Origin of the sequence: Pseudomonas sp. RA_5y_Pfl1_P24 (assembly GCF_963970945.1) — a bacterium.
Lineage (GTDB): Bacteria > Pseudomonadota > Gammaproteobacteria > Pseudomonadales > Pseudomonadaceae > Aquipseudomonas > Aquipseudomonas tritici.
Genome location: NZ_CAXAOJ010000002.1, coordinates 383,810 through 406,950, shown reverse-complemented (window position 1 = coordinate 406,950; position 23,141 = coordinate 383,810). Strand labels below are relative to the sequence as shown.

Annotated in this window: 20 protein-coding genes; 16 read left to right on the top strand and 4 right to left on the bottom strand. The window is 59.2% G+C overall.

Annotated features, from left to right (window positions below; translation table 11 throughout):
- Window positions 1–65 precede the first annotated feature (65 nt).
- Entirely contained in the window at window positions 66–707 is a 642-nt protein-coding gene (locus tag AACY30_RS04355) for a LysE family translocator (RefSeq protein WP_339468223.1), read from the top strand.
- Here AACY30_RS04355 and AACY30_RS04350 read toward each other — a convergent pair.
- Together AACY30_RS04350 and uraH are read right to left on the bottom strand one after the other, a co-directional pair.
- Window positions 688–5,961 (bottom strand): dermonecrotic toxin domain-containing protein, encoded by a 5,274-nt coding sequence (locus AACY30_RS04350; RefSeq protein ID WP_339539835.1) that lies wholly within the window; start codon window positions 5,959–5,961, stop codon window positions 688–690. The two genes, AACY30_RS04355 and AACY30_RS04350, sit on opposite strands and share 20 nt — an antisense overlap.
- Window positions 5,962–6,115: 154 nt before the next feature.
- Complete coding sequence (gene uraH, locus AACY30_RS04345; RefSeq protein ID WP_339468219.1) at window positions 6,116–6,469, bottom strand: hydroxyisourate hydrolase; 354 nt, start codon at window positions 6,467–6,469, stop codon at window positions 6,116–6,118.
- 386 nt (window positions 6,470–6,855) lie between these two features.
- Here uraH and puuE point away from each other — a divergent pair, with 386 nt between their 5' ends.
- The 8 genes from puuE (at window position 6,856) to AACY30_RS04305 (ending at window position 14,042) form a co-directional block, all read left to right on the top strand.
- The gene (gene puuE / locus AACY30_RS04340; protein WP_339468217.1) at window positions 6,856–7,782 is read left to right on the top strand and encodes an allantoinase PuuE; all 927 of its coding nucleotides are present in this window, start codon (window positions 6,856–6,858) and stop codon (window positions 7,780–7,782) included.
- Complete coding sequence (gene uraD / locus AACY30_RS04335) at window positions 7,779–8,294, top strand: 2-oxo-4-hydroxy-4-carboxy-5-ureidoimidazoline decarboxylase (RefSeq protein WP_339468216.1); 516 nt, start codon at window positions 7,779–7,781, stop codon at window positions 8,292–8,294. The genes puuE and uraD overlap by 4 nt, the downstream gene beginning before the upstream one ends.
- Before the next feature lie 41 nt (window positions 8,295–8,335).
- On the top strand, window positions 8,336–9,331 hold the full coding sequence (alc, locus tag AACY30_RS04330; protein WP_339539832.1) for an allantoicase: 996 nt from the start codon (window positions 8,336–8,338) through the stop codon (window positions 9,329–9,331).
- 120 nt (window positions 9,332–9,451) lie between these two features.
- Window positions 9,452–9,955 carry an ureidoglycolate lyase gene (locus AACY30_RS04325; protein ID WP_065873378.1) on the top strand — a complete coding sequence of 168 codons (504 nt, stop codon included), beginning with the start codon at window positions 9,452–9,454 and terminating at the stop codon, window positions 9,953–9,955.
- A 51-nt stretch (window positions 9,956–10,006) separates the two neighbouring features.
- Window positions 10,007–11,290 carry a urate hydroxylase PuuD gene (locus AACY30_RS04320; protein WP_339468214.1) on the top strand — a complete coding sequence of 428 codons (1,284 nt, stop codon included), beginning with the start codon at window positions 10,007–10,009 and terminating at the stop codon, window positions 11,288–11,290.
- Window positions 11,291–11,472: 182 nt separating this feature from the next.
- Window positions 11,473–12,819 carry a nucleobase:cation symporter-2 family protein gene (locus tag AACY30_RS04315; RefSeq protein ID WP_339468212.1) on the top strand — a complete coding sequence of 449 codons (1,347 nt, stop codon included), beginning with the start codon at window positions 11,473–11,475 and terminating at the stop codon, window positions 12,817–12,819.
- A gap of 45 nt (window positions 12,820–12,864) precedes the next feature.
- Window positions 12,865–13,233, top strand: a complete 369-nt coding sequence (locus AACY30_RS04310; RefSeq protein WP_339468210.1) for a hypothetical protein — start codon at window positions 12,865–12,867, stop codon at window positions 13,231–13,233.
- Window positions 13,234–13,256: 23 nt separating this feature from the next.
- Window positions 13,257–14,042 carry an outer membrane protein OmpK gene (locus AACY30_RS04305; protein ID WP_339539829.1) on the top strand — a complete coding sequence of 262 codons (786 nt, stop codon included), beginning with the start codon at window positions 13,257–13,259 and terminating at the stop codon, window positions 14,040–14,042.
- A gap of 44 nt (window positions 14,043–14,086) precedes the next feature.
- Here AACY30_RS04305 and AACY30_RS04300 read toward each other — a convergent pair whose 3' ends face one another.
- Both AACY30_RS04300 and AACY30_RS04295 read right to left on the bottom strand, forming a co-directional pair.
- Window positions 14,087–15,235: a patatin-like phospholipase family protein gene (locus AACY30_RS04300; RefSeq protein WP_339468205.1), complete on the bottom strand. Its 1,149-nt coding sequence runs from the start codon at window positions 15,233–15,235 to the stop codon at window positions 14,087–14,089.
- A 33-nt stretch (window positions 15,236–15,268) separates the two neighbouring features.
- Complete coding sequence (locus tag AACY30_RS04295) at window positions 15,269–16,201, bottom strand: lipid A biosynthesis lauroyl acyltransferase (protein ID WP_339468203.1); 933 nt, start codon at window positions 16,199–16,201, stop codon at window positions 15,269–15,271.
- Window positions 16,202–16,319: 118 nt separating this feature from the next.
- On the opposite strand from AACY30_RS04295, the gene minC reads away from it, so the two are divergent.
- From minC to AACY30_RS04260, 7 genes are all read left to right on the top strand, one after another.
- Window positions 16,320–17,057 (top strand): septum site-determining protein MinC, encoded by a 738-nt coding sequence (gene minC / locus AACY30_RS04290; protein ID WP_339468201.1) that lies wholly within the window; start codon window positions 16,320–16,322, stop codon window positions 17,055–17,057.
- Window positions 17,058–17,258: 201 nt separating this feature from the next.
- A complete protein-coding gene (gene minD, locus AACY30_RS04285) occupies window positions 17,259–18,071 on the top strand; it encodes a septum site-determining protein MinD (protein WP_339416537.1) in 813 nt (270 codons plus the stop codon).
- A gap of 3 nt (window positions 18,072–18,074) precedes the next feature.
- Complete coding sequence (gene minE, locus AACY30_RS04280) at window positions 18,075–18,329, top strand: cell division topological specificity factor MinE (RefSeq protein ID WP_003175252.1); 255 nt, start codon at window positions 18,075–18,077, stop codon at window positions 18,327–18,329.
- A 95-nt stretch (window positions 18,330–18,424) separates the two neighbouring features.
- On the top strand, window positions 18,425–19,060 hold the full coding sequence (locus AACY30_RS04275; protein WP_027603908.1) for an RluA family pseudouridine synthase: 636 nt from the start codon (window positions 18,425–18,427) through the stop codon (window positions 19,058–19,060).
- A 180-nt stretch (window positions 19,061–19,240) separates the two neighbouring features.
- On the top strand, window positions 19,241–20,530 hold the full coding sequence (locus tag AACY30_RS04270; RefSeq protein WP_339468199.1) for a M18 family aminopeptidase: 1,290 nt from the start codon (window positions 19,241–19,243) through the stop codon (window positions 20,528–20,530).
- Window positions 20,531–20,729: 199 nt separating this feature from the next.
- On the top strand, window positions 20,730–20,897 hold the full coding sequence (locus tag AACY30_RS04265) for a hypothetical protein (protein WP_339416775.1): 168 nt from the start codon (window positions 20,730–20,732) through the stop codon (window positions 20,895–20,897).
- Between the two features lie 72 nt (window positions 20,898–20,969).
- Window positions 20,970–23,135 carry a mechanosensitive ion channel family protein gene (locus AACY30_RS04260; protein ID WP_339539827.1) on the top strand — a complete coding sequence of 722 codons (2,166 nt, stop codon included), beginning with the start codon at window positions 20,970–20,972 and terminating at the stop codon, window positions 23,133–23,135.
- Window positions 23,136–23,141 lie beyond the last annotated feature (6 nt).

Below are 23,141 nucleotides of genomic sequence, written 5' to 3'. Positions count from 1 at the left end.
CAGTTTTCAGCAGCAAGCGTTTACCTTGCAGCTCCAGGCTTGCCGCTGACTACTGGAGGAATGAAATGACGATTGAAACCTGGCTACTGTTCAGCGGCGCAGCATTGGTGGTGATCCTCATACCAGGGCCACTGTCCCTGCTGATGATCAGCAACAGCCTCAACTATGGGCTGCGCCGCTCGTATCCAGCGTTCCTTGGCGGGGTGTTTGCCTCGATATGCCTGCTCAGCGCCTCGGCGCTGGGTTTGGGTGCGTTGTTACTGGCTTCCGAGCAACTGTTCAGCGCCTTGAAGATCGTTGGCGCGTTGTACCTGTTTTATCTCGCCTGGCAGAGCTGGCAGCAATCGCGGCAACCGGCCCATGGCGCCGAAGTTCCGCAGTCGGCTGCCACGCCCCGCTTTCGCACAATGTTTGGCCGCGCCTTTGTCCTCGGCGCCAGCAACCCAAAGGACATTCTGTTTTTCGCCGCCTTCCTGCCCCAGTTTCTCAACGGCGAGCAGCCGTTCCTGCCACAACTACTGGTAATGATCGCCACCTGGACAGGGCTCGACCTGTTTTGCAAACTGGCCTATGGCTTGAGCGCCCATGGCGCCGCCCGCTACCTGCGCAGCGGCAAAGGCCAAAGCTGGTTCAACCGTGTCAGTGCGGGATTGTTTGGCGGTGCGGGCATGATGTCGTTGATGAAGGTCAGAATGGACTCACTTTGACGAAATAAACACTGGGAGGAACCGTACCCCGGACGGGCCATTGAATGCCTGCTGCGATCCGGATCAATCGCCCGTCCTCCATGGCACTTTTGACTTGCGCAAGCGCGCTCAAATTTGGAGATCGGCTAATGGCTCGATTAAACCAACCATCCGTCAACCTTTCATGCAACGTGATAACCCCTTTTTCGGCCCACTGGACTGTCACGTAGTACAGCGGGTTCTGATCGGAGGACGTATGCGTCGCGATAAAATCGCGCGTGAACCGGCTACCTCGCTTTTTGCGCAGCTCATTGACACTGAAACCCTGCCGCTCCAGCACCTGCCTGACGGCCGCATACTGCGCATCGTTTCGCTCAACCCAGCGCCCCGCGCGACTGGGCCGCAACGAAGGATCCAACCCCATCGCCTGAAAGTCGACACGAGTAAAGCCGGGCGCTTTACCGTCGAAACCGATGAACACCGTGCCTTTCTTCCTATGGGAATACCGCAACATCCTCAGCAAGTCATCCGTTTGACCGGGGCTGGCAGGCAGTGGTGGTAACCAACCGTCCAACGTCGTACGAACGTTGAGCAGATGAGTCGCCGTTGCAGAGCGGCTCGGATCCGCCCGTTCAATCAGCCTTGCGACAGTGAAATCCCGGCTTTTGATGGTCATGTCAGGAAATGCATCCCCCACAGACTCCGCCAATGGCTTGTTGAATAGAGGTGTATGGAACACCCAGTCGTTCGTCGAAGTGCGTGAGGCCGCAATAGGCTGTTCGAGCCGCGCGGTGCTGGTCCAACGCTCGAGATCAACGCTGGCCAATGACACCAACGGTTCATCCTTCATGATAAATACAATGCCGTCCAAAGGCGCTTGATTACCTTGAGGGAGCAACCTGTAATAAGCACTTGACGGATCAGCCAAACTCGCGCCAGCCGGGGCGTCTCGCAGTACATTACAGGCAAAACCTCGGGAATCCATCGGAATGTGATACACATCAGGCGCGAGCACGATCATTTGGTCAACATTCGGAGTTTGCATACGCCACTGCAGCCCATCAGAGGGTGCCGTGACGGTTTTCTTAATCCAGTCTTCCGTCGCCGTGCGCACTAAGGGCGGCGACCAGTCCGGCGACGGTGGTACCGGAGCTGTCCACGGGCCAGGCATGCTTGAACTCGTTCCCGCCACCGGTTGCGGCGCGTCTGCGCCGAGTAACCACTCCCTGGACTGGTGGATATCCAGAATCAATTCGTCCTGACCCGGCGACTGCTGGTTTTTCAGACGAAACCCTTGCTCACTGCCCCGTTTGTAAACCGGATAATGGTGTGTGTCATCCGCCACAAATAGCCCTCCATTTTTGACGTAGACACCTTCCCGACCCGGCCCCTTCAACGCCACAGCCCCCTCCGGCACCGATGCAGTCTTGAAACGCTCCAGGGCCGGAAGTTGCCTCACGGATGACGCCGAACGGGGACCACCGCTCGGTTCCACCCGCCAGCGGCGTATCCGCCCCAAAGCCGGGGGCAGCGCCGACCGTATAGCGGAAGCCCCCGCAACACCCGCCCTCTTGGGGCCGGGTAAGAACGTCATTACCAGATTGACCATAAAAAATTTAATCGTATCGGCCAACACGCGCTTATCACTGGGATCGCCATAACGCTTGTAACGGCGCGCTGCAACGTACAACTCATAGATGTCACTGGACACTCCGAGTACGGGAATGAAGATACTTAACACCATCCGTGTTTTGGCCAAGCTATCGTCGCGAAGGCGGCGGATTCGATATTCCTTCAGCGCTTTATTGGAGTAACTGGCGGCCTGTGCCTGGCGTTGCAACTCGTGCACTTTGCCGTGGTACAGCAACGCCTGGGCATTGCAGTTGGACGTGGCGACAATCGCCAGCCAATCCCCTGGATCACTGGCAATCTGCTCGAGCACCTGTTCTTCAATCTCATCAAGTAACAGCGACGGTTCCAGATGCTTGACGCGCAGCAGGCGGGTCAACCGCCAAATCCCTCTCACGAGGGAACTGCCAGGAAGCACATCAAGTATGTTGAAGGCCGTTGGTTCGAACGGGGACTGGTGCTTTGCCTGAAAGGCCCAGCCGGGTGCGACCTGGCGTGCCAGCGTCTTAACGTTATCGGGCAATGCGCACAGACGGTTCAATTCAGCCCCGGCCTTTTCAAGGTTGCTGTACTCAGTGAGCACCATGGCGAGGGGGGCCTGGGGCCAATAGACCACGCAAAGCTGCGAACGCTTGTCTTGCACGACCACTATCCCTGCGACATAGCGATCATGCTGCATCGTATGTCCCACCAAATGAACCACGTGCAGGTGTAACTCATGCGGGTTCGTCATCAGATCCTGCGGTGTCCGTGCGGCCATTGCAGTACTGAATACGCTTTGGGCGTTCGCCGACAGCCCGTGTTGAATCGCTGAAAACAGATGATGCTCAACACCCCCACGCAGCGCGCGATTCAATAACTCGGGAATGCGTCCTTTGCTGAGCGAGTTGCTGGGATTAGCAGATGGATAAAACACCTTATTGATCAATGCGTCGTACCGGCCGCCCACATCCAGCGAAGATACGATTTGCCTCAAACGGCCAGTCGAAAGACTGTCTGGCCACGTCCATCGCAGAGGGCAAGCACGGTTTAACTTATATTGCGTCCAAGGTGCCAACGGGTCCAGGTTGTGCAGCGCCAGCTCCAATAGACTGAAGGCTCTGCACGACGACGAGGGGGGCAGTATCTTTTGCGGATCTTTCAAGAGGCAAGCCTCTTTATGATCACAATACGTGCCATGGATATCACCGGACATCGCCATAAAGGGCTCGTCTATCTGCATCCCCAAGGAGATCCCCTCGTCACGCAACCGGGCGGTCAACGCCTGACGGGCATAGGTGTTCAAGTCCGGTAGACGTTGTTCCAGCCGGCTTAAAAATGCCCAGGTGCTGCTCATGTAAAGCTTCTTCGAGCGCCTGAAGTGTCTGCGCTGCGCACGCGTGGCCCCCGCTAACCATCCCGGCAGTTTTTTCGCCTCAAGTGCGACGTTGCGCAGCAACTCAATATTCGCCTGCGCGCGGCTCAGGGCGCTATTGAAGGGAACCTGCAGGTGTTGTTCCAGCTCAGTCAACAGCAGCGCACGGCTCAAGTCGACATCCTTGACCTCACTGAAAATACGCGTGATGTGATCGGTGCTTTTGTACAAGCGATCACAGGTCCCAAGGCGCTTTTTGAGGGAGGCCAATGCCGGTTTACCTGGGATGGGCACGTAGCGCACCTCTAAGGTTTCACGCACCGCATGTGTGCGTAAGTTGTTGCGCTTATCGCGCGCGACACAGCTCCACAGCACGGAATCGTCCCGACTGACGAGACTGGCTTTGACACTTCGGGTGAGGGCGTCCAGCCCGGCAAAAGCCATCACCCCGCCCTCCTCTCCGAAGGCGTACAGCACCACGGGTAGCTGGCGAAGCGGGACTCTCACCGCCGCGGCGGTCGTAACCACCCAAATGTTATGGAGCGAGTAAAAGGCATCCAGCTCGCTGCCGATGGCAATCGACAGCACCTGGGTTTGACTGTCCGGACGCCGGGCGGGCAAAGGCTGCTCCACCACTTCAATCATCAAGTCACGATGCGCCGTACTCAGCAACTTAAGCCTGTGTTGCAACTGCACTTCGCAGCGCAAGGCCTCGGTTTGGGCGTGCATAAACGACACAACCCGCCTGGGCGTCCCCTCCCCACCTGGGCGCTCAGACCAAAAATCAACGTGAAGCAAGCGTTGCCCGGCACCCTGCGACAATGCATTCAAGGTTTGGGCGTGAACCTTGAGTTGACTCACCCATGCGACGACCTCCTGATACGCCGGTGTCTCGGCGCTTGGATCATCCGGATCCAGCAGCGCGACCATGCCTTTTTCGTAACGTTTGATCTGCTGCTCTGCGGTGCGCAGCGCCAAACCGGACGCGATACTGGCAAAGATAATTTCTGTGCTCCGTCGCTGGTGGTCCCAATCGAGCAATTCGTCACGCAGCTCGCCGAGCCGAGCCCCTCCGACCAGTCGTTTCCTGTTGCCCTCCACGTACTTGAGAAAGGAACCTGCATCAAGTGGCTGCGGCCGCTCTTTGGCAAATACGTGCTGGTGATAGATCACCGAAACGCAGGCCAATTCGTTATTCCATTGCTGCATCAGCAACTCCTGCGCCCCCAGCGCCAACGCATCCTCCAGAATCTCCTGGCCACGCACAACGCTGGACGCCGCGGACAAGTCCGCAGGACGGCATAACACGTGGCGACGATTTAAAGGCAAGCATTGCCAGAGCACGTCAAACCGCGACTTGCTCAGCTCCAGCACACCGCACTGAAGCGCGACGAAGGAAGGGTACTCGTAGAGATTGCGGGCCACACCCGGCAGGTAAATGATATGCGGCACACCACTGGGGTCACCCTCGCGATAGATATGCAGGGCACCTGGAATCACCATCGCAGGTGTACCCGGCCAGAGTAACTGGCCCACTCGCACATAGGCCCAATCACCACCCGCGACCTGGCGCGCCGGCGCGCTAGGGGCATCAATCACGGCCTGAACCATGGCCATTCCGGTACTCGACAGCTCATCCAGTTGCCGCGCGATCAAGGCACGGGCGGCGAAGAGTTCCTCGTGCAACGCTACCCAGCGCTCCCGGCGCGTGCGCCAGGAACCGTATGCCAAGGTGTCCCAATAGTTAGCGGCCGCGTGGATTAATCGCTCATAAAGCCGCATCGCGACCACCCGTTGAAGGGCTTCCAACGGTGTCAATGTCAATCGAGAGCCGGGCTTTCCTTTGATGGTCAGCGTGGTTGACGCACAAACACTGGCAGCCGTCCAGGGCTCAAAAAGCAACGACAATGCACGACTTGTCAGGCTGTCGACTTTCTCGGGCTCACCGTCCTTCGCAGGTACGGTAAACATCAGATCATCCGGTTCCTCCTTGAACGCTTTGTATAGCTCGGCGCGAATCACCTTCAAGATTTTGGGCGAGCGCCCCAGCAGATGTGTCAGCGTCTGCGCCGACTCGCTGCAGCGCATGTCGGTCAGGCAAATCTGATTGATCAGGCGGCTGGGATGGGTAGAGGTGCGAACCCGCACCTTCAACAGGTTACGAATGGCCCGTAACTCAGCTTCGCAGGCCTCTTCGGCATCGCTGGCATCGCTGGCGTCGTCAATGCCGTCGATGTCGGACGAAGGGCTGGAAACGGGAGGAGCGGACTGACTTTCGGTGGCCGAGGTCATGGTGTTTCTTCTCGTGGAGGAAAACACCCAGCCTAAGCAACGCAGGCGGTCAGAAGACGCTAGATAATTGAGCCCATTGCAGGCAAAAAAAGCCCGCAGTGTGGGCGGGCGAAAAACCAACGAAGAGCTTTGGGGGTGTGAAGCGAGGTGACGCTCAGCTACCGCGGTAGGTGGAATAGCTGTAAGGCGAAATCAACAGTGGGACATGGTAGTGATCCTGTTCGGCGCTGATGCCAAAACGCAACACCACCACATCGAGAAACGCCGGTTCAGGCAATTGCACGCCACGGGCGCGGTAGTAATCACCGGCGCTGAATTGCAGCTGGTAGACACCGCTGCGGTAGTCGTCGCCTTGCAGCAATGGTGCGTCGCAGCGGCCGTCGCTGTTGGTCACGGTGGTAGCGACCCGCTCAAGCAGAGTGCCTTCGACGCGATACAGTTCAACCTTGATCGCGCTGCCGGGGCAGCCGTGTGCGGCGTCCAAAACGTGTGTGGTCAAGCGTCCCATGGCGTCTACGCGCCTCCCGTGGTCAGTAGAAGAGTGATCCGCACTTTTTCAGGGCATCGAAAAAGCCGGCGATGGCTGATTAAGACACTTTTTAAAAAAATTGTACACAATAAAAACCACAAAGCTTTGGATCAGCACGTCGCTGATGCTCGACAGACTGATCGATGGGTAATCCTTGCTTTTAAAAGACCTTTTGTCCATTAGCTGACCAGTCAGGCAAGTTTCTTGCTACACCCTTTACACAGAGCCCTGCGGAAAAAATGCAGAAATGCAGGCTTACAAAGTTGCCGATAAGTTGTATACAATCACTCATCGCTGTGACGCCACCCAGTCTTTTCACTGCCCGGCCGCCACATGAATGATCACGCACAAGAAGGAAGACTGCAGTGAGCGCTGACTACCCACGCGACCTGATCGGTTACGGCAGTAACCCTCCTCACCCCCACTGGCCGGGCAAGGCGCGCATCGCGTTGTCTTTCGTACTCAATTACGAAGAAGGCGGCGAGCGCAATATTTTGCACGGTGACAAAGAGTCTGAAGCCTTCCTGTCGGAAATGGTTTCGGCACAGCCGCTGCAAGGCGCGCGCAACATGAGCATGGAGTCGCTGTACGAATACGGCAGCCGCGCCGGCGTGTGGCGCATCCTCAAGCTGTTTAAAGCATTCGATATTCCACTGACCGTCTTCGCCGTGGCCATGGCCGCCCAGCGTCACCCGGACGTGATCCGCGCGATGGTCGAGGCCGGTCACGAAATCTGCAGCCACGGCTACCGCTGGATCGACTACCAATACATGGACGAGGCCCAGGAGCGCGAGCACATGCTCGAAGCCATCCGCATCCTCACCGAACTCACCGGCGAGCGCCCATTGGGCTGGTACACCGGGCGCACTGGCCCGAATACCCGCCGGCTGGTGATGGAGGAAGGCGGTTTCCTGTATGACTGCGACACCTACGACGACGACCTGCCCTATTGGGAACCTAACAACCCTACCGGCAAGCCGCACCTGGTGATCCCCTACACCCTAGACACCAATGACATGCGCTTCACCCAGGTGCAGGGTTTCAACAAGGGCGATGACTTTTTCGAATACCTCAAGGACGCCTTCGACGTACTCTACGCCGAAGGGGACGAGGCGCCGAAGATGCTTTCCATCGGCCTGCATTGCCGCCTGATCGGCCGCCCTGCGCGCCTGGCTTCGTTGAAGCGGTTTCTCGAGTACGCCAAAGGTCACGAACACGTGTGGTTCACCCGCCGCGTGGACATTGCCCGTCACTGGCACGAAACCCACCCGTACACGGGAGCAGCGAAATGACCGCGTTCCAAACCCTTAAGCCGTCGACCCTGAGTCGCGATGAATTCGTCGCCGCCTTCGCCGACATCTACGAACATTCGCCATGGGTAGCCGAGAAGGCCTTCGACCTGGGCCAGGACGCTTCGATCGACGAGATCGAAACCCTGCACCAGCGCATGAGCGATATCCTGTTGAGCGCCGATCAGGCCAGTCAACTGGCCCTGATCAACGCTCACCCGGACCTGGCCGGCAAAGCCGCCGTCCAGGGCCAACTGACCCAAGCCAGCACCGATGAACAAGCCGGCGCGGGTATTCACCAATGCACGGCCGAAGAGTTCTCACGCTTCACCGAGCTGAACGACGCCTACAAGGCCACGTTCAAGTTTCCCTTCATCATGGCGGTAAAAGGCAGCAACCGGCATCAGATCCTGGCCGCGTTCGAAACACGCATCCACCATTCGGCAGACGCCGAGTTCAACTGCGCACTGGCCGAGATCAACAAGATCGCGTTGCTCCGATTACTGACCCTCTAAACGACCATCCCCAGCCACTCTATCTAAGGCAGACAAGAAGAATGAAAGCTTACGCCGTACCTTTCGAGAAGTTCGTCAACCTGGCCGACGCCCGTCTGGGCACCAAGATCCTTTCGGTGACCGATGACTGGTTCGCTGACGCCAACCGCCTGTTCCAGCCGACCCCGGCCGTGTGGAAGGAGGGCGTTTTCGATGACAACGGCAAGTGGATGGACGGCTGGGAGTCACGCCGCAAGCGCTTCGAAGGCTACGACAGCGCGGTCATTCGCCTGGGCGTACCTGGCTCGATCAAGGGCGTGGACATCGACACCTCATTCTTCACCGGCAACTACCCGCCGTCGGCGTCGCTGGAAGCCTGCTTCCTGGCCTCGGGCGACCCGGACGAAAACACCCAGTGGGTGGAAGTGCTGTCGGCCGTCGAGCTGCAAGGCAACAGCCACCACTACCACGAGATCAACAACGACCAGGCCTACAGCCACCTGCGCTTCAACATCTACCCGGATGGCGGCGTGGCGCGTCTACGTGTGTACGGCATCCCATTCCGCGACTGGTCCTCGGTCGGCGACAACGAACAAGTCGACCTGGCCTCGGCGCTCAACGGAGGTCGCGCGCTGGCGTGCTCCGATGAACACTTCGGCCGCATGAGCAACATCCTCAACCCAGGCCGTGGCATCAACATGGGCGACGGCTGGGAAACCGCACGTCGTCGTACACCGGGCAATGACTGGGTGATCGTCGCCCTGGGCCACCCAGGCGCGATCGAGAAGATCATCGTCGACACCCTGCACTTCAAGGGCAACTACCCGGACACATGCTCGATCCAGGGCGCGTTCGTGAAGGGCGGGACCGACAGCCAGATCGAAACCCAATCACTGTTCTGGCGCGAACTGTTGCCGGCGCAAAAGCTGGAAATGCACGCCGAACACACCTTCGCCGAGCAGATCAAGGCACTGGGGCCGATTACCCACATCCGCCTGAATGTGTTCCCGGATGGTGGTGTGAGTCGCTTGCGCGTTTTGGGCAAGGTCGCCAAGTAAGCGCTGAACCCAATCGCAGGCAAGCCAGCTCCCACAGGGGGAATGCATTCCAAAGGTGGGAGCTGGCTTGCCTGCGATGACGATAGACCCAACAACACAGCATTCGGATAAGAGACAGCCATGCGCACATTGATGATCGAACCCCTGACCAAAGAAGCCTTCGCCCCTTTCGGAGACGTTATCGAAACCGATGGCAGCGATCACTTCATGATCAACAACGGGTCGACCATGCGCTTTCACAAGCTGGCGACGGTCGAAACCGCACAGCCTGAGGACAACGCGATCATCAGCATCTTCCGCGCCGACGCGCAGGACATGCCGCTGACCGTGTGCATGCTGGAACGACACCCGCTGGGCAGTCAGGCGTTCATACCGCTGCTCGGCAACCCTTTTCTGATCGTGGTCGCGCCACTTGGCGATGCACCTGTATCAGGTTTGGTCCGCGCCTTCGTCACCAACGGCAGGCAGGGCATTAATTACCATCGCGGCGTCTGGCACCACCCGGTGCTGACGATCGAAAAGCGGGATGACTTCCTGGTGGTTGATCGCAGTGGCACAGGCAATAACTGCGATGAGCATTTTTTTGAAGAGGATGAGCGGTTGATCCTCGCCCCCCACCAATAAGAGAAGGCCGGATCACCCGACAACAAGGGTGACAGGCGAGAGGTAAAGACTGTGGAAGCACATCTGTTGGAATGGCTGAACCTGAGCGTGCGCTGGGTTCATATGATCACTGGCGTCGCGTGGATCGGCGCTTCTTTCTACTTCGTCTGGCTGGAAAACAACCTCAACCGCGTCAACCCCAAAAACGGACTGGCCGGTGACTTGTGGGCGATCCACGGTGGCGGTATCTACCACCTGGAAAAATACAAACTGGCCCCACCGACCATGCCGGACAACCTGCACTGGTTCAAATGGGAAGCCTATTTCACCTGGATGTCGGGTGTCGCGCTGCTGTGCGTGGTGTTCTACCTCAACCCGACGCTGTACCTGCTCGCCCCCGGCAGCACGCTCAGCGGCACCGAAGGCGTATTGCTGGGCATTGGCTCACTGTTCGCCGGCTGGTTCATCTACTCCTTCCTCTGCGACTCGGCCCTGGGCAAACGCCCTGCCCTGCTTGGTTTTATCCTGTTTGTGCTGTTGATTGCGGCAGCCTATGGCTTCAGCAAGGTGTTCAGCGGGCGCGGTGCGTACCTGCACGTTGGCGCGATAATCGGCACCATCATGGTCGGTAACGTGTTCCGCATCATCATGCCGGCGCAACGCGCGCTGGTGGCGGCTATCGCGCAAAACCGCACGCCGGATCCGGCACTGCCCGCCAAAGGGTTGCTGCGTTCGCGTCACAACAACTACTTCACCTTGCCAGTGCTGTTCATCATGATCAGCAACCACTTCCCGAGCACCTACGGCAGCCAATACAACTGGCTGATCCTGGCGGGCATCGCGGTGGCGGCGGTGTTGGTGCGGCACTACTTCAACACCCGGCATAACAGCCAGAAGTACGCGTGGACCTTGCCGGTGGGTGCGTTGGCGATGATTTGCCTGGCGTATGTGACCGGTCCCAAGCCCGTCGCCGAAGTGGCCAAGGCACCGGCGGCCATTGAGTACCAGCCGCTGCCGGAAACGGCATTGGGTGGCGGCTTGAAGCCCGCCGCGCCTGCTGCTCCGGCTGCTGAGCCCGTGCCCGCCCAGGCCACCACGGATTTTGGCCAGGTTCACCATGTGATCGAACAGCGCTGCACCGTGTGCCATTCGGCCAAGCCCACCAGCCCGCTGTTCAGCACTGCTCCGGCCGGGGTGATGTTTGATACACCGGCGCAGATCCAGCAGCAGGCCGCGCGTATTCAAGCGCAAGCCGTGGCGAGCCAGATCATGCCGCTGGGCAACATCACCCAGATGACCCAGCAGGAGCGGGATTTGATTGGTACCTGGATCAACCAGGGGGCGCGTACCAACTAACCGACTGATTCACACAGAATCAATGTGGGAGCTGGCTTGCCTGCGATGGCGGTGAGTCAGCAACTCATCCGGTGACTGACACACTGCTATCGCAGGCAAGCCAGCTCCCACACTTGAGACCTGCAGTGTTTTGAAGAGTGCGTTCCACACAACACAAAAATAAAAAAGATCCGAGGTGTTGCATGACCGAGTTAGTCGAACCGCAGATTCCTGCCGTGCCCGCGATGGTGCGGCTGCCCCTCTTGCAACTGATTCTGGTAGGCCTGCAACACGTCTTGCTGATGTACGGCGGCGCCGTCGCCGTGCCCCTGATCATTGGCCAGGCCGCCGGCTTAAGCCGTGAAGAAATCGCTTTCCTGATCAACGCCGACCTGCTGGTAGCCGGCATTGCCACGCTGGTGCAGTCGTTCGGCATCGGCCCGGTGGGCATCCGCATGCCGGTGATGATGGGCGCCAGTTTCGCCGCTGTCGGCAGCATGGTCGCCATGGCCGGCATGCCCGGTATCGGCTTGCAGGGTATCTTCGGCGCGACCATCGCCGCCGGGTTCTTCGGTATGTTGATCGCGCCATTCATGTCCAAGATCGTCCGCTTTTTCCCGCCCTTGGTGACCGGCACCGTGATCACCGCGATTGGCCTCTCACTCTTTCCGGTCGCCGTGAACTGGGCCGGGGGCGGCAGTGCCGCTGCAACATTTGGTTCGCCGATCTACCTGGCGATTGCTGCGCTGGTACTGGGCACCATCTTGTTGATCAACCGCTTCATGTGCGGTTTCTGGGTGAACATTTCGGTACTGGTCGGCATGGGCCTGGGTTACGCCTTGTGCGGCCTGCTTGGCATGGTCGACCTCAGCGGCCTGGCCCAGGCACCGTGGGTGCAAGTGGTGACACCGCTGCACTTCGGCATGCCTACGTTCGAGTTGGCGCCTATCCTGTCGATGTGCCTGGTGGTGGTGATCATCTTTGTCGAATCCACCGGGATGTTCCTCGCGCTGGGCAAGATCACCGGCCAGGACGTTACGCCGAAGATGCTGCGCCGTGGTTTGTTGTGCGATGCCGGCGCGTCGTTCTTTGCCGGGTTCTTCAACACGTTCACCCACTCTTCGTTCGCACAAAACATCGGCCTGGTGCAGATGACCGGCGTGCGTTGCCGCTCGGTGACGATCATGGCCGGGGCCTTCCTTATTGTGCTCAGCCTGCTACCCAAAGCCGCTTACCTGGTGGCGTCGATTCCTGCGGCGGTGCTGGGTGGTGCGGCGATTGCCATGTTCGGCATGGTCGCGGCCACCGGGATCAAAATCCTGCAGGAAGCCGATATCGCCGACCGTCGCAACCAACTGCTGGTGGCGGTGAGTATCGGCATGGGCCTTATCCCTGTGGTGCGCCCGGAATTCTTCGCGCAACTACCGCTGTGGATGAGCCCGATTACCCACAGTGGCATCGCCATGGCCACCCTCAGCGCGCTGTCGCTGAATATCCTGTTCAACATCCTCGGCGGGTCTGAACGATCTGCCGTCGCCCCTACGCATTGATTCCTTCGTTCTTACAAAAACAATAACGAAACTGGGGACCACGACATGCACGCCATTCACCCGGGGCCGGCCACAAGCCGTGCCCCATTCTCGCCCCACGCGCTCTGTTACAGCGCACTTGAGCCCAGGCATAAGAGCCAGTATTCTCCGCGCCCGCTCGAATCGACTCAAAAAAAAACAGCGACTGTAAAAGCTGACTGCAAGGCCAACTTATCCTGGCCTTATGTCTTCGGCCAACGTGCGCAAAAGCCCCCTGAATTCGACTGCATCCCCTGCAGCCGACGGGGATTTTTTGGCTTTTCAAACACCTTGGCGCAGCTCTTGCTAACTGCACTAAAGCTGACCGAACAGACGATTTTTGCAGCTGACCAAAAGGCGCCACACCAGAGCGCCTGCGTAGAAGAAAAACCATAAAACTTTAACTCGGGAGCAACCGAATGAAACCTATGTTCAAAGGCCTGATGCTGGCGGGATCCCTGCTGGCCGGTGGCCAAGCCGTGGCCGGTGACCTGTTGCAGTGGCAGAACAACAGCCTGACTTACTTGTGGGGCAAGCGCTTCACCGTCAACCCGCAGATCCAGCAAACCGTCACGTTCGAACATGCCGATGCCTGGAAGTACGGCGACAACTTCTTCTTCCTCGACCGCATCTTTTATAACGGCAAGGAAGATGGCAACGTCGGCCCGAATACTTATTACGGCGAGTTCAGCCCGCGTTTGTCGTTTGGCAAGATGCTCGACAAGGACCTGTCCTTTGGTCCGATCAAGGATGTATTGCTGGCGATGACTTACGAGTTTGGTGAAGGCGATAATGAATCGTACCTCGTCGGTCCTGGCTTCGATTTGAACATTCCGGGTTTCGACTACTTCCAGCTGAACTTCTACCAGCGCCAGACCGAAGGCAATCGCCCGGGTGATGGCGTTTGGCAGATCACGCCGGTCTGGTCGTACACGATCCCGGTGGGCAACTCCGACGTGTTGATCGACGGCTTCATGGACTGGGTCGTGGACAACGACAAGAATGCCCGTGGCACTTACCACGCCAACCTGCACTTCAACCCACAGGTCAAATATGACTTGGGCAAGGCACTGCACTGGGGCGACAAGCAGTTGTATGTCGGTTTTGAATACGACTACTGGAAGAACAAGTACGGGATTGAAGATTCGGGTGCGTTCAAGACGACGCAGGATACGGCGAGCTTCTTGGTCAAGTATCACTTCTGATCGTTAACCGCATAACCTATGTGGGAGCAAGCCCGCTCCCACATTCAGACCGGGGGCAACCCGAGGAACCGGGTGATTTCCTCACGCTTGGCCAACGCATCCCGCCGCCCCAGTTCAATCAACTCGCTGCAATACCCCGCCTCGAACAGCAAGTAACTCAACACCCCTGCCCCGCTGGTCTTGGTCGCCCCCGGCCCGCGTAAAAACAAGCGCAACGCCGCCGGCAATTCCTGGCGATGCCGCGCGGCGATCTCATCAATGGGCTGGCTGGGCGCAATCACCAGCACTTCAACCGGCGCCAGGCCCTGAGCCGCGCTGTCGGCCGGCTGGAAATGGCTGAACTGATTCAAGCGCTCCAGCAATTCGATATCGCTTTCCAGGCTGTCAATGAACGTGCTGTTGAGCATGTGCCCGCCGATCTGCGCCAGAGTCGGCTCCTGGCCGGTGTAGGTGCGTTGCACGGCCGGTTCATTGCCACGCGGGTTACCGCTGACCCCGACCACCAGCACGCGATTGGCGCCCAAATGCAGGGCCGGGCTGATGGGCGCCGATTGCCGCACTGCGCCGTCGCCAAAGAACTCGTGGTCGAGTTTGACCGGCGCAAACAGCAAAGGGATCGCCGAACTGGCCAGCAGGTGTTCAACGGTCAACTGAGTGGGCATGCCGATACGGCGATGGCGCAACCAGGCGTCGATGGTGCCGCCGCTTTGATAAAAGGTCACCGCTTGCCCGGACTCATAACCAAAGGCCGTCACGGCTACCGCGTGCAGATGTTTATGCCGGATGGCCTCGTCGATGCCGTCCAGGTTCAAGCGCTCTTGCAACAGGTCGCGTAACGGTGAGCTGTTGAGCAAGGCCACCGGCACCCGGGCACCCAGGCCCAGCAGACTGTGGATAAAGAAGCGGCTCGCTTGGCGAATCACCCCCGGCCAATCACTGCGCAACACCAGGTGGCTACGAAAGCCCTGCCAGAAGGCGGTAAGACGTTGGATCGCGGCCCTGAAGTCCATGGCGCCGCTGGCCAGGCTCACCGCATTGATCGCGCCGGCCGAGGTGCCGACGATCACCGGAAAAGGATTCGGTGCCCCCGGCGGCAACAACTCTGCAATGGCCGCCAGCACCCCCACCTGATAAGCCGCTCGCGCCCCGCCGCCGGAAAGAATCAAGCCTGTAACCGGTTCAACTGGGCGCATTGCGTCACTCCATGTGGGGAAAAAACAGTCTTATCAGCGGCGTTTTTCGTACAGCTTGGGTTCACCCGGTGGCCGGCTCTTGAAGCGGCGATGGGTCCACAGGTATTGCTCAGGGCATTCACGCACCGAGGCTTCGACCCACTGGTTGATACGCAGGCAGTCGACTTCATCGCTTTCGCCAGGGAAGTCAGTCAGCGGCGGGTGGATCACCAGGCGGTAACCGCTGCCATCGACGAGGCGCTGTTGAGTGAACGGCACGACCAACGCCTTGCCCAGCTTGGCGAACTTACTGGTGGCGGGCACGGTGGCAGCCTGGATGCCGAACAGCGGCACAAAGATGCTTTGCTTCGCGCCGTAGTCCTGGTCCGGTGCGTACCAGATGGCGCGGCCAGCGCGCAGCAGCTTAAGCATACCGCGCACGTCTTCACGCTCCACGGCCAGGGAATCGAGGTTGTGACGTTCACGGCCACGGCGCTGGATGTAGTCGAACAACGGGTTGCCGTGCTCGCGGTACATGCCATCAATGGTGTGCTTCTGGCCAAGCAGCGCCGCGCCGATTTCCAGGGTGGTGAAATGCAGGGCCATGAGGATCACACCCTTGCCATCCAGTTGGGCCTGCTTGAGGTGTTCCAGGCCTTCGACATGGGCCAGGCGCGCTAAGCGCTGGCGCGACCACCACCAACTCATGGCCATCTCAAAGAAGGCGATGCCGGTGGAGGCAAAGTTTTCCTTGAGTAAATGTTTACGCTCTTTAGCGGATTTTTCCGGGAAGCACAGTTCCAGGTTTCGCGCGGCGATACGGCGACGCTCGCCCGCCACGCGGTACATGCCAGCACCCAGCAGGCGACCAATGGTCAGCAGCGCGCGGTATGGCAGTTGGGTAATCAGCCACAGCAGGCCGAGCCCCAGCCATAACAGCCAAAAGCGCGGGTGAAAAAAAACAGCTCGAAAACGCGGGCGATCCATTACAGATTCCGGTAAAGACAAGGGCCGCGCATTCTACAACGGTTCGACTCGGCTTGCGGCGGGTGAGTGTTCTCGTTATAAGTCTCGACACTTTTCGTGACAAGCCGCTTTGCCGACCATGAGCCAAACCGAACCGCTAGACCAAGATCCCGTGTTCCAGCTGAAAGGCAGCATGCTCGCCATCACCGTGCTGGAACTCGCCCGTAACGACCTCGAGGCCCTGGACCGCCAGCTGGCCGCCAAGGTCGCCCTGGCGCCGAATTTTTTCAACAACGCCCCGCTGGTGCTGGCGCTGGACAAACTGCCCGCCGGCCAAGGCAGTATCGATCTGCCCGGCCTGATGCGCGTCTGTCGCTCCCATGGCCTGCGCACGTTGGCGATTCGCGCCAGCCGCATTGAAGACATTGCTGCGGCTATCGCCATTGAACTGCCAGTACTGCCACCGTCCGGCGCGCGCGAGCGACCGCTTGAACCATTGGTCGGTGAAGAGAAGAAAAAACCGGAAAACCCACCGGAGCCGACGATCAAGCCGACAAAGATCATCACCTCGCCCGTACGCGGCGGGCAGCAGATTTACGCCCAGGGAGGTGACCTTGTAGTGATCTCCTCGGTCAGCCCGGGGGCGGAACTTCTTGCCGATGGCAACATCCATGTATACGGCCCGATGCGCGGACGTGCCCTCGCCGGCATCAAGGGCGATACCAAGGCGCGTATTTTTTGCCAGCAGTTGACCGCAGAGCTAGTGTCAATCGCAGGCCAGTACAAGGTTTCAGAAGATTTGCGCCGTGATCCACTGTGGGGAGCTTCGGTGCAGATCAACCTGTCGGGCGATGTGTTGAACATCATCCGTCTTTAACGGATACTGCCGCATTTTCCAAGCATCTCTAGACTCTGATAGCACAGCGAAACCGGCAATACTTGAGTAGGAATAATTGGAAGTTGGCGTTTCCCCAGCGGAAACCACATCTTTTTCCTGCAAAGGCTGTCCGCCTGCGGCGAGTTCCAAGAGATGTTTTTCAGGGACCGAAAAGTCCTTTTTCCTTAGGGGTGAAACACCTTGGCCAAGATTCTCGTGGTTACATCCGGCAAGGGTGGTGTGGGTAAGACCACCACCAGCGCCGCTATCGGTACCGGCCTCGCCTTGCGCGGCCACAAGACAGTTATCGTCGACTTCGACGTCGGTTTGCGTAACCTCGACCTGATCATGGGCTGCGAACGCCGCGTGGTGTATGACTTTGTCAACGTGGTCAACGGCGAAGCCAACCTGCAACAGGCCCTGATCAAGGACAAGCGCCTTGAGAACCTGTACGTATTGGCCGCCAGCCAGACTCGCGACAAAGAAGCGCTGACTAAAGAAGGAGTAGGCAAAGTCCTTGCCGAGCTGAAGGAAACCTTCGAATACGTGGTCTGCGACTCGCCGGCCGGTATCGAAACCGGCGCTCACCTGGCGATGTACTTCGCGGATGAGGCCATCGTGGTGACCAACCCGGAAGTCTCCTCTGTACGTGACTCGGACCGCATGCTCGGCCTGCTGGCCAGCAAGTCCCAGCGCGCCGAAAAAGGCGAAGACCCGATCAAGGAACACTTGCTGCTCACCCGTTACAACCCTGAGCGCGTCAGCAACGGCGAAATGCTCGGTGTTGAAGACGTGAAGGACATCCTCGCAGTGACCCTGCTGGGTGTAATTCCAGAATCCCAGGCAGTCCTGAAGGCTTCCAACCAAGGTGTTCCGGTGATTCTTGACGACCAGAGCGACGCTGGCCAGGCGTACAGCGATGCCGTCGATCGCTTGCTGGGCAAGACCGTGGAACACCGCTTCCTCGATGTAAAGAAGAAGGGATTCTTCGAGCGTATCTTTGGAGGCAACTAAACAATGAAATTTCTCGACTTCTTTCGCGCCAACAAAAAGCCAAGTACCGCGTCGGTAGCGAAAGAGCGTCTACAGATCATCGTGGCGCACGAACGCGGCCAACGCAGCACGCCGGATTATCTGCCAGCCTTGCAGAAGGAACTGGTCGAGGTAATCCGCAAGTACGTCAATATCGGCAACGATGACGTGCATGTCGCCCTGGAAAATGACGGCAGCTGCTCAATTCTGGAACTCAATATCACCCTGCCTGATCGTTAATCGAAAAGGCGGCCGCCACGGCGGCTCGATCACCCTGATCCCTTTTAAGGGCCGGGTGGGCGAGCCGCCGTTGGCGTTTGTTGCGAGGCTGTTTAATGCCGTTGTCTACTATCCACATCCTCCATCAGGACGACGCTGTCCTGGTGGTGAACAAGCCGACCCTGCTGCTCTCGGTGCCTGGCCGTGCCGATGACAACAAGGACTGCCTGATCACCCGCCTGCAGGAAAACGGCTATCCCGAAGCCCGCATCGTCCATCGACTGGACTGGGAAACCTCGGGGATCATTCTGCTGGCACGGGACGCCGATACCCACCGCGAACTGTCCCGCCAGTTTCACGACCGCGAAACCGAAAAGGCCTACACCGCACTGGCCTGGGGCCAACCGGAACTGGACAGCGGCAGCATCGACCTGCCCCTGCGCTACGACCCGCCGACCAAGCCGCGCCATGTGGTCGACCACGAGTTTGGCAAGCATGCATTGACCTTCTGGAAAGTGCTGGAACGTTGCGGCGATTGGTGCCGCGTCGAGCTGACGCCGATTACCGGGCGTTCGCACCAGTTGCGTGTGCACATGCTGTCGATTGGTCACCCGTTGCTCGGTGATGGTCTTTATGCCCACGAACAAGCCTTGGCTGCCTGGCCGCGCCTGTGCCTGCACGCGAGCATGCTGAGCTTCACGCATCCGCAAAGCGGCGAGCGTCTGCGCTTCGAGTGCCCCGCGCCGTTTTAGACTGCAAACCCAATCACATGTGCGGGCTTGCTCGCGAAAGCGGTAGGCCAGTCAACATCAATGTTTGCTGGGCCGACGTCTTCGCGAGCAAGCCCGCTCTCACATTCAGATCTGCATCAGTTCTCGCCACCGAGTTAAACCAATACGGTAAACTCCGCGCACTGCTGTCTGGAGCTACTTATGCGCGAAGCGTTGAATCAAGGCCTGATCGACTTCCTCAAGGCCTCCCCTACTCCTTTTCATGCCACTGCCGCCCTGGCCCAGCGCCTGGAAGCGGCCGGTTTCCAGCGTCTCGACGAGCGCGAGACCTGGACCACCGAAGCTAACGGGCGCTATTACGTGACCCGCAACGATTCCTCGATCATTGCCTTCAAGCTTGGCCGCCATTCGCCGCTACAGGGCGGTATTCGCCTGGTCGGCGCCCACACCGACAGCCCCTGCCTGCGCGTCAAGCCACAGCCGGAGCTGCAACGCCAGGGTTTCTGGCAGTTGGGGGTGGAAGTCTATGGTGGTGCACTGCTGGCGCCGTGGTTCGACCGTGATCTGTCCCTGGCTGGCCGCGTGACCTTCCGCCGCGACGGCAAGGTCGAAAGCCAGTTGATTGATTTCAAGCTGCCCATCGCCATCATCCCCAACCTGGCCATTCACCTGAACCGTGAAGCCAACCAAGGTTGGGCGATCAATGCCCAGACCGAGCTGCCGCCGATCCTCGCGCAATTTGCCGGTGACGAGCGCGTGGACTTCCGTGCCGTGCTCACTGAGCAACTGGCACGGGAACACGGGCTGAACGCCGACGTAGTGCTGGACTACGAGTTGAGCTTCTACGACACCCAAAGCGCCGCCGTGATTGGCCTGAACGGTGACTTCATCGCCGGCGCGCGCCTCGACAACCTGCTGTCGTGCTACGCCGGCCTGCAAGCCTTGCTCACCAGCGAGACCGATGAAACCTGCGTGCTGGTGTGCAACGACCACGAAGAAGTCGGCTCCTGCTCGGCGTGCGGCGCGGATGGCCCGATGCTGGAACAGACCCTGCGTCGCCTGCTGCCAGAAGGTGATGAATTCGTACGCACCATTCAGAAATCTCTGTTGGTGTCTGCGGACAACGCCCACGGCGTACACCCAAACTACGCCGAGAAGCACGACGCCAATCACGGCCCCAAGCTCAACGCGGGCCCAGTGATCAAGGTCAACAGCAACCAGCGCTACGCCACCAACAGCGAAACCGCGGGGTTCTTCCGTCACCTGTGCATGGCACAGGAAGTGCCGGTGCAGAGCTTTGTGGTGCGCAGCGACATGGGTTGCGGCTCCACCATCGGCCCGATCACCGCCAGCCACCTGGGCGTGCGCACCGTGGACATCGGCCTGCCGACGTTTGCCATGCATTCCATTCGTGAGCTGTGCGGCAGCCATGACCTGGCGCATTTGGTGAAGGTATTGGGTGCTTTTTACGCGAGTCGTGATTTGCCCTGATACCGAGGCGCGCCCATCGCAGCCAAGCCAGCTCCCACACTTGAAGGTATTCGCAAATCAAGTGTGGGAGCTGGCTTACCTGCGATGGCGACTTCAAACACTCCCAACGCTATCTGACACGCATCAACCCAACTTCCCATAATCCGACCTAGACTTGTCAGTATTTCCACTCCGACAAGGCCGTCGCACCATGATCTCCATGTCCTCTTTCCACGCCATGCTTATCCCGATTCTGATCGGCATGATGATGCTGGCCGTGGGCTTCAATTTTCGCGAAAAACCCCTCGGCGTGTTTGGTATGTGGGTCGGCATGCTGCTGATCCTGGGCACCGTGGTGTACAAGATCCTCGCCAAACTGGCCGAATGACAAATGCACTCGCATCTGGCATAGCGGCCTCGTACACTCGGGTTTACTCGTCGTTTTCAAGGTTGACCGCTCGTGCTTTCCCGTCTGTTTGCCCTGCCCTGCTTTTGCCTGATCGCCCTGCTCACGCTGCTGCCGCTCACACCTGCCCACGCCGTGGGCTTGCCCGGCCTGCTGGGCAGCACCAACAAAGCCCAACCCCAGGCCGAAGTCCCCCTGGGCGAGTCGTTGGACGAGGTGATCAAAACACTCGAAAACGACCAGCAGCGCACCCAACTGCTCAGCGACCTGAAGAAGCTGCGCGCCGCTACGCAAAAAGCCCAACCCGCCGCCGAGCAAGGCGTGCTGGGTTTGATCGGCGGCACCCTGGCCAACCTGGAAACACAGTTCTACGGCGCCGACAGCCCACTGGGGCGTTGGTCCAACGAAGTCGACCAGGCCAAGGATGAACTCAGTGCGTTGATCATGCCGGCCAATGAATGGCTGCCGATCATTTTCGGGTTCGCCGTGATCCTGGCCGTGTGGAGCCTGCTCGCCGCTGCGCTGATCTGGCTCAGCCACCGCGTACGCGAGCGCTTCGGCCTGCCCGAAGAGCTGCCGCAACACCCGCGTACCTGGGACATGGTGCGATTCGCCCTACGCAAATTGGGACCATGGCTGATCGCCTTGATCATCACGGTTTACCTGAGCTACGCACTGCCGTCGTCACTGGGTAAATCCTTGGCGATGGTGCTGGCCTATGCGCTGGTGGTAGGCACCTGTTTCTCGGCGATCTGCGTGATTGCCTTCTCTGTACTGGACGGCCCGCACCGTCACCGCGCGCTGTATATCCTGCGCCACCAGGCTTTCCGACCGCTGTGGTTAATCGGCAGTTTCGCCGCCTTTGGCGAAGCCTTGAATGACCCCAGGCTGGTCACAGCGCTCGGCCAGCACCTGGCCCACACGGCGGCGACCATCGCCAACGTGATGGCGGCACTGTCCACGGGTGTCTTTATCCTGCGTTTCCGCCGGCCGATTGCGCACTTGATCCGTAACCAACCCCTCTCGCGCCGCCTGACCCGCCGCGCGCTCAGCGACACCATCGAGATCGTCGGCACCTTCTGGTACATCCCGGCCTTGCTGCTGGTGGGGATCTCGCTGTTCGCCACCTTCGTGTCTGCCGGCGATACCAGCACGGCATTGCGCCAGTCGCTGCTGTGCACCGTTTTGTTGGTGTTGTGCATGGTGATCAATGGCCTTGTTCGCCGCCATGCGCTTAAGCCGCAACGCGGGCACAAACGCCATGCGTTGTACTCCGAGCGGCTGAAGAGCTTCGTCTATACCCTGGCGCATCTGGTGGTCTGGCTGGTGTTTATCGAACTGGGCCTGCGGGTCTGGGGCCTGTCGCTGATTCGCTTTACCGAAGGCGACGGGCATGAAATCAGCGTCAAGCTGTTCGGCCTCGGCGGCACGCTGCTGTTTGCCTGGCTGATCTGGATCCTCAGCGACACCGCGATCCACCACGCGCTCACCCGCTCGCGCAAAGGCCTGGCCAATGCCCGCGCGCAGACGATGATGCCGTTGATCCGCAACGTGCTGTTTGTGACCATCTTTATCATCGCTGCCATTGTTGCCCTGGCGAACATGGGCATGAACGTCACGCCGTTGCTGGCCGGTGCCGGTGTGATTGGCCTGGCCATTGGCTTTGGTGCGCAATCGCTGGTGGCAGACTTGATCACCGGCCTGTTCATCATCATCGAAGACTCCCTGGCCATCGATGACTATGTAGATGTCGGTGGCCACCTCGGTACGGTGGAAGGCCTGACCATCCGCACCGTGCGCCTGCGCGATATCGACGGCATTGTGCACACCATCCCGTTCAGCGAGATCAAGAGCATCAAGAACTACTCGAGGGAGTTCGGCTACGCGATCTTCCGCGTGGCGATCCCCTACAACATGGAAGTCGACGACGCGATCAAGCTGATGCGCGATGTCGGCCAGAAAATGCGCAACGATCCACTGCAGCGCCGCAACATCTGGTCGCCGCTGGAGATTCAGGGCGTGGAGAGCTTCGAGTCGGGCAGTGCGATTCTACGTGCGCGCTTCAAGACGGCGCCGATCAAGCAGTGGGAAGTGTCGCGGGCGTTCAACCTGTCGCTCAAGCGTCATCTGGATGAAGCCGGGCTGGACCTGGCGACGCCGCGCTTGAGTGTGCAGGTGGTCACCGCCGGCACTGTGAAGGAGAAAGCGCTACAACAATAAACTCAG

Bases quoted from the DNA above. Each gene is read 5' to 3' on its own strand.
- AACY30_RS04315 (WP_339468212.1), top strand. From the start codon at position 11,473: ATGACCGAGTTAGTCGAACCGCAGATTCCTGCCGTGCCCGCGATGGTG.
- AACY30_RS04325 (WP_065873378.1), top strand. From the start codon at position 9,452: ATGCGCACATTGATGATCGAACCCCTGACCAAAGAAGCCTTCGCCCCT.
- AACY30_RS04300 (WP_339468205.1), bottom strand. From the start codon at position 15,235: ATGCGCCCAGTTGAACCGGTTACAGGCTTGATTCTTTCCGGCGGCGGG.
- alc (WP_339539832.1), top strand. From the start codon at position 8,336: ATGAAAGCTTACGCCGTACCTTTCGAGAAGTTCGTCAACCTGGCCGAC.
- minE (WP_003175252.1), top strand. From the start codon at position 18,075: ATGAAATTTCTCGACTTCTTTCGCGCCAACAAAAAGCCAAGTACCGCG.
- AACY30_RS04265 (WP_339416775.1), top strand. From the start codon at position 20,730: ATGTCCTCTTTCCACGCCATGCTTATCCCGATTCTGATCGGCATGATG.
- AACY30_RS04310 (WP_339468210.1), top strand. From the start codon at position 12,865: ATGCACGCCATTCACCCGGGGCCGGCCACAAGCCGTGCCCCATTCTCG.
- minC (WP_339468201.1), top strand. From the start codon at position 16,320: ATGAGCCAAACCGAACCGCTAGACCAAGATCCCGTGTTCCAGCTGAAA.
- AACY30_RS04350 (WP_339539835.1), bottom strand. From the start codon at position 5,961: ATGACCTCGGCCACCGAAAGTCAGTCCGCTCCTCCCGTTTCCAGCCCT.
- AACY30_RS04275 (WP_027603908.1), top strand. From the start codon at position 18,425: ATGCCGTTGTCTACTATCCACATCCTCCATCAGGACGACGCTGTCCTG.
- AACY30_RS04355 (WP_339468223.1), top strand. From the start codon at position 66: ATGACGATTGAAACCTGGCTACTGTTCAGCGGCGCAGCATTGGTGGTG.
- uraH (WP_339468219.1), bottom strand. From the start codon at position 6,469: ATGGGACGCTTGACCACACACGTTTTGGACGCCGCACACGGCTGCCCC.
- AACY30_RS04295 (WP_339468203.1), bottom strand. From the start codon at position 16,201: ATGGATCGCCCGCGTTTTCGAGCTGTTTTTTTTCACCCGCGCTTTTGG.
- AACY30_RS04270 (WP_339468199.1), top strand. From the start codon at position 19,241: ATGCGCGAAGCGTTGAATCAAGGCCTGATCGACTTCCTCAAGGCCTCC.
- uraD (WP_339468216.1), top strand. From the start codon at position 7,779: ATGACCGCGTTCCAAACCCTTAAGCCGTCGACCCTGAGTCGCGATGAA.
- AACY30_RS04305 (WP_339539829.1), top strand. From the start codon at position 13,257: ATGAAACCTATGTTCAAAGGCCTGATGCTGGCGGGATCCCTGCTGGCC.